Source organism: Emticicia sp. 17c (assembly GCF_037153985.1).
Classification (GTDB): Bacteria; Bacteroidota; Bacteroidia; order Cytophagales; family Spirosomataceae; genus Emticicia.
In genome coordinates, this window is the sequence record NZ_JBBAYI010000013.1 from 84388 (window position 1) to 101253 (window position 16866).

The window sequence follows — 16866 nt, forward strand, 5'->3', positions numbered from 1 at the left end:
TATGGCAAAAAAGCCTAACAAAAAAGGCAACTCTTACGGGCTGCCTTTAATATATCAGATTCTGTTCATTTATTAATCATAATTCAGTACCGGGCTTAACCATTTCTCTACCTCTTCGACACTCATATTTTTACGCTGAGCATAGTCAAAAACTTGGTCTTTACTGATTTTACCTATGGTAAAGTATTTGCTTTCGGGATGAGAGAAATACCACCCACTGACTGAACTTGCCGGATACATGGCAAAACTTTCTGTTAGCTGAATCCCTAATTTCTCGGCTCCTAGTAAATCAAACAGGGTACGTTTTTCGGTATGGTCAGGGCAGGCCGGATAACCCGGAGCCGGACGAATACCCATATATCTTTCTGATATTAACTCATCATTGCTAAAAGTTTCGTCGGCTGCATAACCCCAATATTCTTTACGCACTTTTTCGTGCATTAGTTCGGTAAAGGCTTCTGCAAGGCGGTCGGCAATTGCTTTCAGCATGATAGAGTTGTAATCGTCATGGTCTTTTTCATATTCTTCCAGTAGGGTTTCAATACCTATTCCGGCTGTTACTGCAAATGCGCCAATGTAATCTTCTTTATGCGACTCAACAGGGGCAATAAAATCAGACAAACACAAATTTGGCAAGTTCTGTGCCTTTTGGTTTTGCTGACGAAGGTGGTGCAAAGTTACCAAAGGTATTTCATTTTGAACCAGCTCACCGTTTTCAGATACAGCCGTGTTGCTAAGAATACGATAGCCTGTGCCTTTTAAGTTGCCTTGTCCGGCTAAATCATAGGTATATTCTTCAAAGTCATGCAGAACAATATCGTCACCATCAGCATTTGCCGGATAAAACCCAATCACAGCCTTTGCCTGTAAAGATTTATCTGCAATAATTTTTTTAAGCATTTTTTGCGCATCTTCAAACAGTTTTTGGGCTTCTGCCCCTACTACTTCATCAGTAAATATTTTGGGATATTTGCCATGCAACTGCCATGTCTGGAAGAAAGGTGTCCAGTCGATATATTTTGCAATTTCAGCTAAATCATAGTTTTCAAAAATCTTGGTTCCTAAAAACTTTGGTTTTGTGGGCTGAAAATTATTCCAATCAATTTTCACATGGTTCTGGCGTGCTTGCCCAATCGATACAAAGTTTTTATCTTTTTGACGGCTGGCGTGTTCAACGCGCAAGTTTGCGTACTGATTTTTTATTTCGTCATAGATTTCCTGATGGGTTTGTTCGTTTTGCATCAAACGACCAGCCACCGGAACACTCTTGGAGGCATCAAGCACATGAATTACAGGCCCTGAATAATGCGGGTCTATTTTTACTGCCGTATGAATCCGCGAAGTGGTGGCTCCACCAATCAATAAAGGCATTGTAAAGCCCTGACGTTCCATTTCTTTGGCTACTCCTACCATTTCGTCGAGGCTTGGTGTAATAAGACCCGACAACCCGATTATATCTACATTATGTTTTTTTGCTTCGGCCAGAATTTTATCGGTTGGCACCATTACACCCAAATCAATTATTTCGTAGTTATTACATCCTAACACTACGCCTACAATATTTTTGCCGATGTCGTGTACATCGCCTTTGACGGTTGCCATCAGTATTTTTCCTGCACTTGTGCTTTCGCCTCCTTGTTTTTCGGCTTCAATGAATGGCAATAAGTATGCAACGGCTTTTTTCATAACACGCGCCGACTTCACAACCTGAGGTAAAAACATTTTACCTGCTCCGAATAAATCTCCTACCACATTCATGCCGTCCATTAACGGGCCTTCAATTACATGAAGAGGTTTTTCGGCTTGCTGGCGTGCTTCTTCTACATCTTCATCAATATACTCGGTTAAGCCTTTTACCAGTGCGTGTTCAAGACGCTTGTTAACGGGCAGGTTGCGCCAGCTATTGTCAACGGTTTGTTCTTTACCTTTCGATTTTACAGTTTCTGCAAATGTTACCAATCGCTCGGTAGCATCTGCCCGACGGTTCAATAACACATCTTCGCATAGTTCGAGCATATCTTTCGGAATATCGTCATATACTCCTAATTGACCCGCGTTTACGATACCCATGTCCATCCCTGCGTGAATAGCATGGTACAAGAAAACCGTATGCATGGCTTCACGTACGGGTTCGTTTCCTCTGAAACTGAACGATATATTTGAAACGCCTCCTGAAACTTTAGCATAAGGTAGGTTTTCTTTAATCCAACGGGTAGCATTAATAAAATCGACAGCATAATTATTATGCTCTTCAATGCCGGTGGCTACTGTCAGAATATTCGGGTCAAAGATGATATCCTGTGGAGGAAAGTTCACTTCATTTACCAGAATATCGTACGCTCTTTTACAGATTTCGATGCGCCGTTCGTAAGAATCGGCCTGCCCTACCTCATCGAAAGCCATCACAACAGCCGAAGCACCATAGCGTTTTACTTTTTCTGCTGCTTCTTTAAATTTCTCCTCTCCTTCTTTTAAAGAAATAGAGTTTACAATTGATTTACCTTGCACACATTTTAAACCTGCTTCAATTACTTCCCACTTGGAAGAGTCAATCATAATAGGTAGTCTGGCAATGTCAGGTTCGGCCATTAGCAAGTTCAGGAATGTTTTCATAGCTTCTACGCCATCAATCATACCTTCATCAAGGTTTACGTCTATTACCTGCGCGCCGCCTTCTACTTGTTCGCGTGCTACCGAAATAGCCTCGTCATATTTGTTCTCGCGAATCAGGCGCGCAAATTTTTTCGAACCTGTTACGTTGCAACGCTCTCCTATGTTAACAAAATTGGTTTCTTTCGTAATTTTTAACGGCTCTAGCCCCGATAACTTCTGCACAGGCTCTAATGCAGGCACAGGCCGCGGCGGGTATTGTTTGGCTACCTCTGCAATGGCATGAATATGCCCGGGCGTAGTACCACAACAGCCTCCAATAATATTAATAAAACTGTTTTTGAGGAAATCTTCTACAATTACGGCCATTTCTTCCGGCGACTGGTCGTACTCTCCCATTTCGTTGGGCAGGCCCGCATTTGGGTGAGCCGATACCATAAAGGGAGCTTCATTAGCTAATACTTGCACGTATGGGCGCATGAGGTCGGCCCCTAAAGCACAATTAAGCCCTACCGATAATAAATCGATATGAGAAACAGAAGTCAGGAAAGCCTCGGTTGTCTGGCCAGAAAGCGTTCTGCCAGAGGCATCAGTGATTGTTCCTGACACCATTACCGGAATTTTAATTCCTTTTTTGGCTAACGGAGCCTGCTCATTATACTGTTTTGGTATCGAATGGCTGCTTAGTGGCCTGATAGTTCCCCTACGTTTATCTGCCTCATATAAATCTATGGCAAAAAGAGCGGCTTTGGCATTGAGGGTATCGAAAATGGTTTCTACTAACAGCACATCTGCGCCTCCGTCAACAAGCCCTTGTATCTGTTCATAATAAGCGTCAACCAGTTCGTCAAAAGTAATAGCCCTAAAACCCGGGTCATTAACATCAGGCGAAAGTGATAGTGTGCGGTTGGTAGGCCCGATAGACCCAGCAACAAAGCGTGGTTGATCAGGATTTTTAGCAGTAAACTCGTCGGCTACTTCACGGGCAATTTTGGCAGAGGCGTAGTTAAGCTCATACACGTAGTCTTCCATGTGGTAGTCGGCCATTGCAATAGAAGTTGACGAAAACGTATTAGTTTCGGCTATATCTGCTCCGGCTTCAAAATATCTGGCATGAATTTCTTTGATTACATCGGGCCGAGTGATTGAGAGCATATCGTTATTTCCTTTCACTTCATGCGGGAAATCGCGGAATTTCTCCCCACGATAATCTGCGTCTGTCAACTTGTATTGCTGAATCAATGACCCCATGGCTCCATCAAGAACCAGAATCCTGTTTTTTAATATTTCACGAATGTCGCTCACTATATTTTAACTTTTTTGGTTTGACTATGCTTATACAGCATTCAACAAAATTTATCTCACAAAAATACTATTTAAAGATTGATTTTTTAAAAAAAAATAATAAAATAGATAAAATATCTATTAAAGATTAAGATACTTATCATTTTTATTTTTAATTTTGATAAAAATATTTGCAAAAACGAAATTTTATCTATGCAAAAACTTGACACCACAGACAGGGAAATTTTAAAATACCTTCAGGAGAATGCGCATCTGACAACGAAAGAATTGGCCTCAAGGCTAAACCTATCTCCTACTCCGGTATATGAAAGGGTCAGACGACTGGAAAATGATGGAGTGATAAAAAAATATGTAGCTGTTATTGACCGTGAAAAGATAGGCAAAGACTTGATGGTTTTTTGTAATATTCGTTTAAAAGAACACGCGCAGGAAGCAGGCAGAAAGTTTGTGGAAGAAATTGTAAAGCTAACCGAGGTAATTGAATGTCATAATATTTCGGGGGAATACGATTTCATGATAAAAGTTGTGGTTGACGATATGCGTGAATACCAGAGTTTTTTAATGAACAAACTGGCTTCACTAGAGAATATCGGCAGTACACACAGTATTTTTGTGATGAGCGAAATTAAAAATGAAACCAAGTTTGACGTTTAGAGCCATAAAAGGGAAATCCCTCTTTCAGAAGTTTCTAAAGAGGGATTTTTTTATGTTTACTAATTTTATTTTCTGTAATCGAGGGCTGGCTTACGGTCACCTAACAACGAAATGTATTTAAAGTCGAGACCTCTGGCTTTCAGAAACTCTTCTTTGGCTTTCTTTAACGTATCCTGATTTTCAAATAATTCGGTAGCTGTAAGTGCCAGCGTTTTAGCCGCTACAATCATTCCTTTTCTACCAATACTCATGCCTCCGGCTGCCACAGCCTGCCAGCTATGTGCGGGGGTGCCGGGTACCCATGTAGCTACGCTCAAGCCCACAGTAGGCACAGCCCAGCTTACATCGCCCACATCGGTCGAGCCGCCTGCGCCGCTTTTTTCAACGTTCAATGGTTTTATTTCTGTGGCATCTTCATATCTCATATATTTATTGCCCAGATTTTTCGATAACTGCTCGGCAAAAGCGCGTTCTTCGGGTGTGTAGCTTAGCCCACCTACTTTGGTCAGGTTATTTTGCATTACTTCGGTTAAAGTTTCGTTCGCCAACAGTTCGTAAGTGCCTCCGGTTAGTTCCCATTCAACTCTGGTGCCTGTTCCCAATGCAGCACCCTGAGCAGCCTTTTCAATACGAGACCATACATCTATTACGATGTCACGGCGAGGGTTACGCGCATAATAATACACCTCTGCAAAGTCTGGCACTACGTTAGGGGCTTTACCTCCGTTTGTAATGACATAATGTATACGCGAGTCGGACGGTACGTGTTCTCTTAACATATTAACCATGTAGTTCATGGCTTCAACACCATCAAGTGCCGAGCGGCCTTTCTCGGGTGATGCCGAAGCATGAGCCGAAATACCATAAAACCGAAATTTACCCGATTTGTTAGCTAATGATGTACCAAAACTTGCGGTATTAAATGAGTTAGGATGCCAATGCAAGACAGCATCTACGTCGTTAAATAAACCAGCACGAACCATATACACTTTTCCTGAGCCACCTTCTTCGGCTGGGCAACCATAAAAACGAATAGTGCCTTTAATGTTATTGGCTTTCATATATTCTTTTACAGCAATGGCAGCAGCGGCCGAAGCCGTACCGAACAGATGATGCCCGCAGGCATGGCCTGCCGTTCCTCCTATTGATTTTTGGTCGGCTGTTGAATCCTGAGACATTCCGGGTAAGGCATCATATTCTCCCAAAATACCAATCACGGGTTTTCCTTCGCCAAAAGAAGCTACAAACGCCGTAGGTATTTCGGCTACTCCTTTTTCAATTTTAAAACCTTCTTTTGCCAGTGTTTCCTGCAATAAAGCTGAGCTTTTTGTTTCCTGATACCCAACTTCAGCAAAATTCCAGATTTGTTTAGCTATGTTACCGTAATAAGATTCTTTCTTTGAAATGCCGTCAAGCATTTTATTTTTATTGGCTTGCGCAAAAATTCCCTGACTCACTAATAGCAGCGAACAGAACAGGTATAGGTGTTTCATATTTTTTGATTTTATGGATGGTGTTTATTTATGATTTACAAAGGTATCTTTTCGGCACATCAAAGAAAAACTCGTTCTTATGTTGAGGCATTACTTACCTAAATCAGCTTTAGCCTCATCAAAACCCCATATTTCTTTTTTTACAAGGTCTGGTCTGGATGCTGAAATCAAATGCCCCGACTCAGGAATAAAAATAAATCTGGCATTTTTGCCTTTCAATACTTTTTTGGCATAGGAAAAATTAGTAGTGTCTACAATCCAGTCTTTGCCTCCGCACATAACAGTTACGTCTGACTGAATTTTAGGCCAATCATTCTGTAATTTCCGTAATTCTGCTACATGAGCGTACTTTTCGTCGGTTGCGGTATTCATACGTTCTGGTAAAAACCACCTTACCAGAAATACTTTACCGTATTTAGAAAACCACCAGAATTTTTCGGTGTCAGGGTCGATTGCTGGTGAAAGCAAGATAACTTTTTTTACTAGGTCAGGATACAAAGCAGCTATTTCGGCAGCTACGGGTGCGCCATACGAACGCCCTACAATAATAACTTTTTTACCTGAATGGTTGCATTTTAAAGCCATTACAATAGCATGCGCTTGCTGAGCCAACGAATACACGCGTTTTTTAGGCTTTTTCTGTGATTTCCCATAGCCGGGCCTATCAACCGAAATCAGATGGAAATTATGTTGCAGGGTGCTGTCGTCGAGCATATTCAGGTAGCCATCCCAAGAGCCAGGGGCTCCATGTATAAAAAGCACAGGCTGGGCGGTATCAGCCCCAAATGTAACGTAGTGAAGTTTCATTGAATCGTTCTCAACTACATGATACAGAGGTTTGGCAAGTCGGTCACGGTAATGCGCTCTCAGTTCAGACTCGGTCATAATCCATCTACTAAAGCAAGAGCCTAAAAGAATACTCAAGGCAACAAAAATCAGGAATCTCTTCGTCGTGCCATTTAATTTTTTTACTTTTTTCACTTCAGATTTTAATAATGTTTTTAAAGGCTTATGTTTAAAACGAAATAGGCAGGGTAATCGTTTAAATAAAAGTTTTAAAAATTATTAAATTTTTAAAGTTTAAGGCCAAATTTTTTTCCGGCAAGTGCCTTGATAATACCCTGAAATTCAAGATTCAGCAATAAAGAGGCTAATCGATTAACCGGAATCTGGGTTTGCCAGCTTAGGGTATCAATTTGTGTTTCGCCATTTGTTCTCAAAAAGGCAATAACCTGACCTTCCTCTTGTGTATACTGGCTTAAATCAATTTCTGTATTTCGGGTAGTATTTTTTTCTGGCACTTTACCCTCGGTATCCCAGTTCATTGATTCAATAATATCGTTGACCGACGTAAAAATATTAGCCTTGTTATCTTTAATTAACTTATTACAACCTTCCGAATATTTGTTAGTTAAAGAGCCCGGTACGGCAAATACTTCGTGGTGGTAATTATTGGCAAATTCGGCCGTAACCATTGCTCCACCCTTTGCAGCCGACTCTATTACAATTACTATATCGCTTAGCCCTGCAATAATTCTGTTTCGTGCAATAAACAGGTTCCGAATCGGTTTCATTCCTAACGGACTTTCTGACAAGATTCCGCCATGCTCAAGCATCTGCTCGGCATATTTCTGATGTTGTGCCGGATAAACAATATCAAGCCCACTAGCCATTACCCCGATAGTCGGGATGTTATTATCAAGTGCAGCCTTGTGTGCAGCAATATCAATTCCGTAGGCTAATCCGCTTATCACACAAATATTATAAGGCTTTAGTTGAGCCACTATTTCTTCGGTAATCTGTTTGCCATAATCAGTTGCCTGCCTTGTGCCTACAATACCTATGGTACGAACTGAATTAATATCGGCTTTGCCTTTGTAGTATAGAATTGACGGAGCATCGTACAAACTTTTTAGACGAGAAGGGTAATCCTTGTCGGTAGAAAAGAATAGTTTTACCTGTTGCTTTTCAACTTCATTCAAAAGTTTTTCGGCTTCAGCAAATAAGTTTTTGTTTTTTAGTCCCTCCGCAATCTGTTTGCCAACTCCCGGAGTTTTCAGCAATTTATCTGTTTTAGCCTTAAATACATTTTCGGCAGAGCCAAAGTTGTTAATTAATTGTCGGAACATGATACTTCCAACCCCCTCTACCATGGTTAAGGCTACTTGGTATAGTTTTTCCATTAATTGAACGTCTGTTCTTGGATATAGTTAATAAAGATTCTTTATCGTTTCAAAATATATTCTCCCCATATCGGATAATGGTCCGAATAAGGTATATCATTATATGTTTTAAAATTGTTTATTTCAAAAAATTTATCGTTGTAAAACTGGTTATCGATTCTTAGAAAACCAGGTGACCTATGATACGTAAATCCGAATCCTTGTCCTTTTTCTTCAAAAGCATTTTTCAGGTATTTGCTTGTACGCCCATAGGCATATCCATAAGGCACTTCATTAAAATCCCCGACCAGAATCAGCGGGTATGGGCTTGATTTTATCCAACTCTCCAGTTCAATCATTTGAATAATTCTATCACGAAAGCCATCTTTTAACTGATGATAGATTGTTTTTGCCTCTTGCTTTGCTTTTTCTTTGTCGTCGCTTGCTTCAAGCACCCTATTTACACGAACTCCCATTGAGCGTAGCTGTACGTTCAGTACTCTGATAGTATCTTTACCTATGACTATATCGGCAGCCAGCAGTCCGTTATGATTAATTGACCAATGTTTTTCTTCTTTTCTTATGATAGGATATTTAGAAAAAATCGCTAGCCCGATTGAGCCCTGCCCTTCGTCATTACCCGGCGTTGAATGAACATACGTGTAATAACGGTGTGTTTTTCTGAACTTTTGTATCATTTGAAACTGAGACAGGTAATCAACATTGAATAATTCCTGCACACATTTAATGTCGGCATCTATACCAATTACATTATTGATTAACTTAACAGCATTGGTGGTATCGCGGCGCAAGGTATAGCCCTCGATATCACACCACATTAAATTATAACTTAAAACTGATATACCTTTTCGGGGAGTGTTTTCGTCTGTGAAATGCCAAGTAAAAGTACGCAGAATCAACGGAAAACCAACCAGCAGAATACCAATTGAGATAAGTACTCTTGGCGATTTCTTGAATGCCCACAGAATAATAAAGAATATGTTTCCGGCAAATGCCAAAGGTAATGATAACATCAGGAAACCACCTAACCAATGCTTTACGCTTACTGAATAGCACAGCTGATACACCAGAAGGGTGTATAGTGCCAGAATCATATTCATGAAGAATAAGAATTGTTTCAGGAAAAGCCTAAGGAATGCTATCATTGGTTTTTAGAACCCTATGGAATTCTGTTTCGTGCCTAAAAATAGTTTCTTCTCATGAAAACGAAAAACGATAATTAAATTAACTTAAAGAATAATAAAAATTCTTGTTAAGAATCTAAAGTCAATATTATTTTTTCATTAAAAAATAGAACTATTTTTATTTTTATTTATAAACAATACATTAGTTTAGCTAATGGCTAGGTACTAACAAGTGTCATTGTTGATAGCATATATTCATTAAATAATCTTATTATATTCGGATTGAAGCTTGCTTAAACCTAAAAAAAATACAAATTCACTTAATAAAGCAATCAAATCTGTCATTACCCAATAACTTGTTTATACAAATAGTATTAATTATGTATCTTGCTTTATACAGTATTTGTAAAAAAAATGACTACCGTACCTGCAATAAACATAAAAAGCCCTGTAAAATTTACAGGGGCTTTCGGTTATAGCTTTTTCAAAATATTTATGGAGCCTTAATCAGTCGTTTTCGTCTAATTCAAAAATTTCTTCCACGGTTTTTCCGAAAACACGGGCTATTTTCATAGCTAGAATTGCTGACGGAACATATTTGTTACTTTCAATTGCATTAATTGTTTGTCGGCTTACATTGATTTGCCCTGCTAAATCGGCTTGGGTAATATCAAGAATAGCCCTTTCTATTCTGATTCTATTTTTCATAGCTTAATTATTGATTAAAATGCCCTTAGCTATTCTGTAATTTCCCATTGGTCTCAAAAAAAGGCTTGATAAATAATATATAGTGAAACCTAACAATGAAAAAAATCAGCGGTGTAAACATATTGTAAACAATCACGCTGAAATACGCCATACCATGAATAAAGATGGTGGCAAGCATCAGTAATGCAAAATTAAGATAGATTGCCCACTGTAACGACTCCAGACGAATTTTTGTCACGTATTCATCTTCTGTTTTCACTCGTGAGAAAGCCACTAATATTAGCCCGATAATGCTACCTAATGTTGCTATTTCGTCGATAAAGTTTAGCACCGATATGCTGTCGTTAACATGCGAATCAGCTTTAGCAGAAATAAACGTATCTGAAAAAACATACTCAAAAGGCAGTTTTACAGTCAGAAAATCGAAAGAAAAATTATCGAGCAAAATAAACAAGCCCAATGTAAGTGAAGGAATAGCCAATAACCACCCTACTAATTTGTAAGAATGGGGAAATAAGAATCGAGGTTTCATAAATTTGTATTGTTTATATTTACGACAAGTATAACGCACCAAAAGTAAAGTATATTTTACATTTTGACAAATATATTTGATATTATTTTTTAAATAGCACAATCGAAACCGATGAATATGATTTTTATCAGTTATTGAGAGGGCATTGTTATTTATCTTTGCAAAAAAAATAGTGCGATGAATGATATTCAGAATAGAGCCGATATAGAACTATTAGTTAATTCTTTTTACGAGAAAGTCCATAAAGACTTTGACTTGGCTCCGGTGTTTGAAATGCCTCAGGAACAATGGGACACTCATATTATAAGGGTAGTAAACTTCTGGGAAAACTGGTTGTTTCAGACCGGAAGTTATAATGGAGGTATGATGTGGGTACACCTGCAAGCACACGAAAAACATGGGCTAAGCACCGAACGTTTCGAACGTTGGCTGGCTTTGTGGTTTATGAGTGTAGATACTCTTTTTAGTGGTCCAAAAGCCGATTTTGTTAAAAATAAAGCGTTAGAGATAGGCCAGATTATGAATGCCAAAATGAATGCCTAGTGCTAGCTATTCAGGAACTTCAGTATTTCCTGATTATATATTTCAGGCTCTTCGATAGATGACGAATGCCCTCCGCCTTCAAAAATACGGAGTTTTGAGTTTTTAATGAGCGAATGTATCTTTCTGGATTTATCGGGTACGGTGGCCACATCTTGGTCACCGACCAGAATTAATGTGGGGCAGGAAATTTTATAAAGTTCGTCAGCAATTCCGTTTCTGCTTACTACTCCTTCTACGGCTTTAGTAATACTTTTTCTGTTATTTGCCTTTAGCTGCGTTATCCAATATTTTTTTTCTGTTACTCTTGCAGTATCGTTCAGGAATTTAGCCCCAAACATTATTTTCATTACCTTCGGAATGACGGGGAAGAAACCAACATATTTTACGATGTTGTTCAGTAACCTGTATCTGGATACATTCTCGAGCGGTTCGGGGTCGGCTGTGGTTTCCAGCAAAATCAGTTTTTTAATTAAATCAGGACGTCTGGCGGCTAAACGCATCCCTACAAAACCACCCATCGAAAGCCCTGCAAAAATTACTGGTTTGCCCACCAAAGTTTCAATAAGTACTATGGCATCTTCATAAAGAGTATCCATGTCGTAGCCTTCTTGTGTGGCATCGGTTTTTCCTTGCCCGCGGTGGTCATAAGTAATTACCCTGTATTTATCTTTAAAAAAAGCAACCTGCTTATGAAACATGTGGCCGCTCCAAAGCAACCCGTGCGAAAAAATCAGTGTATCTTCACCGTTGCCGGTTTCTTCATAATAATAATTTACACCATTAACAAGTAAATGAGGCATAGGGGTCAGGTTTTAAAACAGGTTTCAGTAACTTACACAAACTGGTAGCAATATGGCTTAAATCTCAACAATGAGTTTAATCATTTCTTCAAGGTATCTTCTAACTTTACGGTCGGCGCCGTCGGCATAGCGGTTAATAATAAAAGCAAAAGACATTAGCTCGCCGTTAGCAGCCGTAAAATAGCCCGCAAAAGCCCGTGTATTAGCAATAGAACCACTTTTTGCCCTTACATTTCCGACAGCCTTAGAACCTTTAGCCAGATTCTGCACAGTGCCAGTAATACCCACTACCGGAATTGAGGCATAAAAATCGTTAAATGCCGTATCACGTCGCATGGCACACAGAATATCAACCATATTATTGACTGTCAGAACCCCTGAAGGTGACAATCCACTGCCATCACGAATCATGAATCCTTGCAAATCAACCCCTTTCTGTGCCCACAGAAATTTCTCTGCTTTCACCCCTGCTTCAAAGGTGGCATCTTTTGCCAAAGTATACCCAACAGTTTTCAGGAAGGCATCAGCATAAAGGTTAATACTCTGAAAATTACAATGCTGGGCTAATACAGAAATTGCCGGAGAAGCATAAGAAAAAATATTTATGCGATTCTTTGTACCTGCCTGAAATCTTGCCTTATGTACCTGAAAAGGAATGACTTCATTATTAATTTCGCCCTTTAACTCCTGAAATCTTCGCTGTACCTGAAAAGCCAATAAATAAGCGGGGTCGGGTATTGAGCCTTTTACCACAAACTCTGCCGGCCCCAGTGGTATAGTTCCCTCTGAAAGAATTGTATTACTGAAAGGCGTATTATAAATGATAACGTTGTCGCCCGAACCACGTTCGGCAGTAGTTACCCTGTTAATATAAGTAACATTCGGAATGGCAGGAGAAAGCCGTGCCACCGATGTTTCGGCACCAAGCGCTTTGCCTGATTTAAAATATACTTGATATAGGTTTTCGTTAACATTAAGACCACTCACACCGGCACCATAATAATTGCCAACATCGCCCCACACCCACGAGTCAGCCAAAGTATTGTCAGGGAAAATACTGGCATCACCAATGATAAACCCATTAATTTTTCGGATACCCGCTTCCTTAATTTTACGGGCAAAAAGGTCTGTTATCTGTGTTAGGTCGGGCCCTACCCTTGCAGAACCCAAAGAGGGGTCACCGCTACCTCTGATATACACATTTCCATTTAATACACTATCGACTAGCTGCCCTTCATACTCCAGAAAGGTCTGGTAACGATACTCAGGGCCAAGCACAGACAAAACCGAAGCCGTTGAAATTAGTTTCAGAGTAGAGGCCGAGTTGAGCGATTTATGGGCGTTATACTGCATTTTATATTCGCCCGTCTGGGTCGATTTCACCGCAACCGCTAAGGTTCCTGTACGGATGTCAGCATCATTCTGGATAGTATCTAAGAGCTTTTGGAACTTTTCGAGAGGGGTAATAAACTGTAATAAAACAAAGAAAAGTAGCTTCATAGAAATGGCATCGTTTTGATAGAGGAATTGTAGAAACAGGTGTACATAAAAACGAATTTAAAAAAAATGCTTAGTAAAAAAAAGATTTCTTTCCGTAATTTGTGTTTGAATATCAAGCAAAGCCCATTATACTTGATATTTTTAGATATTTTTTGACAGCATTATCGTATGAAATTAACTTTTTGGGGAGCAGCAAGGCAGGTAACAGGGAGCATGGCCCTACTTGAGTTCGACGATGAATATCGAGTGCTGGTTGATTGCGGTACTGATTTAGAAAGAGAAAATAACCCCGAAAAACCCAAACTGGAATATGGTATTTTTCCGTTTGACCCTTCGTTAATAAATCTGGTTATACTTACGCACGCTCACATAGACCACTCAGGGCAAATCCCGAACTTATATAAAGAAGGTTTTGAAGGCCAAGTACTTTGCACCAAGCCTACCATGGATTTAGCCGAGTTATTATTGCTCGATTCGGCCTCGTTAAATCAGAAGAAATTCAAGGCAATACATGACAGCAAAAAACGCTCAAAAAAACGTAAGGATATAGACTCCCGCGAGTTGTATCTGGAAAGACAGGTTAAAGAAGCACTTGATAACTTTGTGCCACTTGCTTTTGACCAGCGTTTTAAATTTAAAGATAACGGTTTTGTTACTTTTGTTCCGGCAGGTCATTTATTAGGAGCTGCTCATGTATACATTGAGTTCTGGGAAAACGGCGAAAAAAAAACAATCGGGTTTTCGGGAGACATCGGGCGTAAAAACTACCCTTTGCTTATTGACCCGCAACCTTTACCGCCAGTTGATTATCTGGTAACTGAAACAACCTATGGCGACCGCCAGCACATTGACCAGAAGGAAGCCGAAAATATGCTGGCTGAAATTATTCAGAAAGCCTGCATTGATATTCCGGGCCGCCTGATTATTCCGTCTTTCAGCGTGGGCCGCACGCAAGCCATGCTTTATACCCTTAACAGGCTATATACAGAAAAAGGCTTCACGCCTATTAAGGTTTTTACTGATAGCCCACTGGCAAAAGCGAGTTCGAGGGTGTATGAAAAAAGCATAAAATTGCTCAATAAACAAGCCAGAACATTCCATGAAGAAAACGACTCTTTATTTGATTTCGAGAATTTAATATATTTGGAGTCGAATCAGGCTAGTAAAGCAGTTTCTAACCACAACGAACCTTGCATTATTATCTCTGCTTCGGGTATGATTCAGGGTGGTAGAGTAGAACACCACATTGAAGCTAATATCAGTAATCCGTATGCCACCATCCTGATGGTTGGCTATGCCAGCGAAGGAACATTAGGTTGGAAATTACTGAATGGCGAGCGCAAAGAATTAAGCATCAGGGGGCAGAAATACCCTGTAAATGCTACTATTTCGAGAATTGATGTATTCAGCGGGCATGGAGATTTCAAAGATTTGACTAATTTCGTGACCTCGCAGGATAATAATAAAGTAAAAAAAGTTTTTTTGGTGCATGGTGAGTATTCTACTATGCAGAATTTTAAAATTACACTTAATAATCTGGGGTATCAACAAATAGAAATTCCAGATAAAGGACAAACTTTTGACATTTAACCACTTTTTTCCATTCAGAGTATTCGCCTATGAGAACTCTCCTTGATTTTGAAAAACCCATTGCAGAACTTGAAGCAAAGCTTGAAGATATGAAACGCCTGGCCGCTGAAAACAATGTTGATGTTAGCGAGGCAGTCAGAAGCCTATCTGACAACATTCTTGCCTTAAAGAAAGAAACTTTCTCGAACCTTACCCGTTGGCAAAGAGTACAACTGTCGCGTCATCCTGACCGCCCATATACTTTAGATTATATCGAAAAAATTTGTCAGGAATTTCATGAATTACATGGTGACAGAACCGTAAGAGATGACCCGTCAATCGTGGGAGGCTTCGCTAATATTCAAGGAACCACCGTCATGCTGATTGGTCAGCAAAAAGGACGTAAAACCAAAGAAAGGCAATACAGAAATTTTGGTATGCCAAACCCTGAAGGGTATAGAAAAGCCCTGAGATTGATGAAACTGGCCGAAAAATTTAATAAGCCAATTGTAACTTTAATAGATACTCCGGGTGCATTTCCGGGGCTAGAAGCAGAAGAACGCGGCCAAGCAGAAGCTATTGCCCGCAATCTGCGCGAAATGTGTGTGCTGAAAGTACCTGTTATCTGTATCATCATTGGTGAGGGGGCCTCTGGCGGTGCTTTAGGCATAGCCATTGGCGACAGAGTATTGATGCTCGAAAACTCATGGTATTCGGTTATTTCTCCAGAAAACTGCTCTACTATCTTATGGCGTAGCTGGGATTACAAAGAACAAGCCGCAGAAGCCCTGAAACCCACGGCTACCGATATGCTAGCCAACAAACTGATTGACGGCATTATTGAAGAACCACTTGGTGGCGCACATTTAAACTGGGACGATATGGCCGAACGCCTCAAAAATCGTATCCTGAGCGAAATCGAGACTTTAGATAAAATGTCGGCACAGGAAAGAATCGATGCCCGCATAGAAAAATTCTGTTCAATGGGCTTTTACGAAGAGGCTTAATCGAATAAAATAATTTTTTAGAGCGAGTAATAGTAAACCGTAGCTATTACTCGCTTTTTCTTTACAAAAAGTTTCAGGCTTTAGAATTCATCAAGCAGTAATACGATTATTTTGTTTCAATTTTAATCTCAACCTGCTTTCTTGCAAAATATTTCAGAAGTGTCAGACGTTTAAGAACAGTTTGACACTTTTTTATTGCTCACACCCACTAGAATGTATGAAATTTAAAGCTATCATTTTTGACTTCGGCAACGTAATAATCAACATTGACATTCCGCGAACCTTTCAGGCTTTTGCCACACTTACAGGTAAAAAACAAGCTGTGATAGAAAAACTCGTTGTTGATAACCAATTATTCAGGCGTTATGAAACTGGCCAGTTTACTGATATTGAATTCAGAGAAATTGTAAGACAAACAGTAGGATTCCCCCTAAGCGATGTAGAAGTTGACCGCGCATGGAACTCTCTATTGCTGGATATTCCGACTGAACGGATAGAACTCTTAAAAGAACTTCGTAAAGAGTATCCTATTTATTTACTTAGCAACACCAATAATATTCATATTGAGGCTTCTAATAATTATCTTAAGAAAAACTTTGGCTTGAGGCACCTCGATGAATTATTCGACCGCCTGTTTCTCTCTTATGAAATTGGTATGTGGAAACCCGATGCCGATATTTACCACCATGTGCTGGAAACCATTAAACTTAAACCGCATGAAGTGTTATTCTTCGACGATAACCACCACAATATAGAAGCTGCCAAAGCCATTGGTATACAAACTATTCTGGTTGAACCTCCAACTTCTATCATAGAATATTGTAAAACGATTTTTTAA

At 39.7% G+C, this 16866-nt stretch carries 14 protein-coding genes; 5 read left to right on the forward strand and 9 right to left on the reverse strand.

The features are described from left to right. Positions 1 to 72: 72 nt before the first annotated feature. A complete protein-coding gene (gene metH, locus WAA15_RS21115; protein WP_442892819.1) occupies positions 73 to 3861 on the reverse strand; it encodes a methionine synthase in 3789 nt (1262 codons plus the stop codon). A gap of 246 nt (positions 3862 to 4107) precedes the next feature. Between metH and WAA15_RS21120 the strand changes: the two genes are divergently transcribed. Next, the gene (locus WAA15_RS21120; protein WP_337044831.1) at positions 4108 to 4569 is read left to right on the forward strand and encodes an Lrp/AsnC family transcriptional regulator; all 462 of its coding nucleotides are present in this window, start codon (positions 4108 to 4110) and stop codon (positions 4567 to 4569) included. A 65-nt stretch (positions 4570 to 4634) separates the two neighbouring features. Here the strand turns inward: WAA15_RS21120 and WAA15_RS21125 are convergent, their stop codons facing one another. From WAA15_RS21125 to WAA15_RS21150, 6 genes are all read right to left on the reverse strand, one after another. Then, positions 4635 to 6062, reverse strand: coding sequence for an amidohydrolase (locus WAA15_RS21125; protein WP_337044832.1), 1428 nt, complete (start codon positions 6060 to 6062; stop codon positions 4635 to 4637). A gap of 90 nt (positions 6063 to 6152) precedes the next feature. Further along, positions 6153 to 7043 (reverse strand): alpha/beta fold hydrolase, encoded by an 891-nt coding sequence (locus WAA15_RS21130; protein WP_337044833.1) that lies wholly within the window; start codon positions 7041 to 7043, stop codon positions 6153 to 6155. Positions 7044 to 7135: 92 nt separating this feature from the next. Then, on the reverse strand, positions 7136 to 8245 hold the full coding sequence (gene dprA, locus WAA15_RS21135) for a DNA-processing protein DprA (protein ID WP_337044834.1): 1110 nt from the start codon (positions 8243 to 8245) through the stop codon (positions 7136 to 7138). Between the two features lie 41 nt (positions 8246 to 8286). Then, positions 8287 to 9390 (reverse strand): endonuclease/exonuclease/phosphatase family protein, encoded by a 1104-nt coding sequence (locus WAA15_RS21140; protein WP_337044835.1) that lies wholly within the window; start codon positions 9388 to 9390, stop codon positions 8287 to 8289. 486 nt (positions 9391 to 9876) lie between these two features. Beyond that, positions 9877 to 10077 (reverse strand): helix-turn-helix transcriptional regulator, encoded by a 201-nt coding sequence (locus WAA15_RS21145; RefSeq protein WP_337044836.1) that lies wholly within the window; start codon positions 10075 to 10077, stop codon positions 9877 to 9879. Positions 10078 to 10102: 25 nt separating this feature from the next. Beyond that, positions 10103 to 10609 carry a hypothetical protein gene (locus WAA15_RS21150; protein ID WP_337044837.1) on the reverse strand — a complete coding sequence of 169 codons (507 nt, stop codon included), beginning with the start codon at positions 10607 to 10609 and terminating at the stop codon, positions 10103 to 10105. A gap of 177 nt (positions 10610 to 10786) precedes the next feature. On the opposite strand from WAA15_RS21150, the gene WAA15_RS21155 reads away from it, so the two are divergent. Further along, the gene (locus WAA15_RS21155; protein WP_337044838.1) at positions 10787 to 11152 is read left to right on the forward strand and encodes a group III truncated hemoglobin; all 366 of its coding nucleotides are present in this window, start codon (positions 10787 to 10789) and stop codon (positions 11150 to 11152) included. 2 nt (positions 11153 to 11154) lie between these two features. Here the strand turns inward: WAA15_RS21155 and WAA15_RS21160 are convergent, their stop codons facing one another. Both WAA15_RS21160 and dacB read right to left on the reverse strand, forming a co-directional pair. Then, on the reverse strand, positions 11155 to 11952 hold the full coding sequence (locus WAA15_RS21160) for an alpha/beta fold hydrolase (RefSeq protein ID WP_337044839.1): 798 nt from the start codon (positions 11950 to 11952) through the stop codon (positions 11155 to 11157). A 57-nt stretch (positions 11953 to 12009) separates the two neighbouring features. Further along, the gene (gene dacB / locus WAA15_RS21165; RefSeq protein ID WP_337044840.1) at positions 12010 to 13452 is read right to left on the reverse strand and encodes a D-alanyl-D-alanine carboxypeptidase/D-alanyl-D-alanine endopeptidase; all 1443 of its coding nucleotides are present in this window, start codon (positions 13450 to 13452) and stop codon (positions 12010 to 12012) included. 168 nt (positions 13453 to 13620) lie between these two features. On the opposite strand from dacB, the gene WAA15_RS21170 reads away from it, so the two are divergent. The 3 genes from WAA15_RS21170 (at position 13621) to WAA15_RS21180 (ending at position 16866) form a co-directional block, all read left to right on the forward strand. Continuing rightward, entirely contained in the window at positions 13621 to 15042 is a 1422-nt protein-coding gene (locus WAA15_RS21170) for an MBL fold metallo-hydrolase (protein ID WP_337044841.1), read from the forward strand. Positions 15043 to 15071: 29 nt separating this feature from the next. Next, complete coding sequence (locus WAA15_RS21175) at positions 15072 to 16028, forward strand: acetyl-CoA carboxylase carboxyltransferase subunit alpha (RefSeq protein WP_337044842.1); 957 nt, start codon at positions 15072 to 15074, stop codon at positions 16026 to 16028. A gap of 217 nt (positions 16029 to 16245) precedes the next feature. Next, positions 16246 to 16866 carry an HAD family hydrolase gene (locus WAA15_RS21180; protein WP_337044843.1) on the forward strand — a complete coding sequence of 207 codons (621 nt, stop codon included), beginning with the start codon at positions 16246 to 16248 and terminating at the stop codon, positions 16864 to 16866.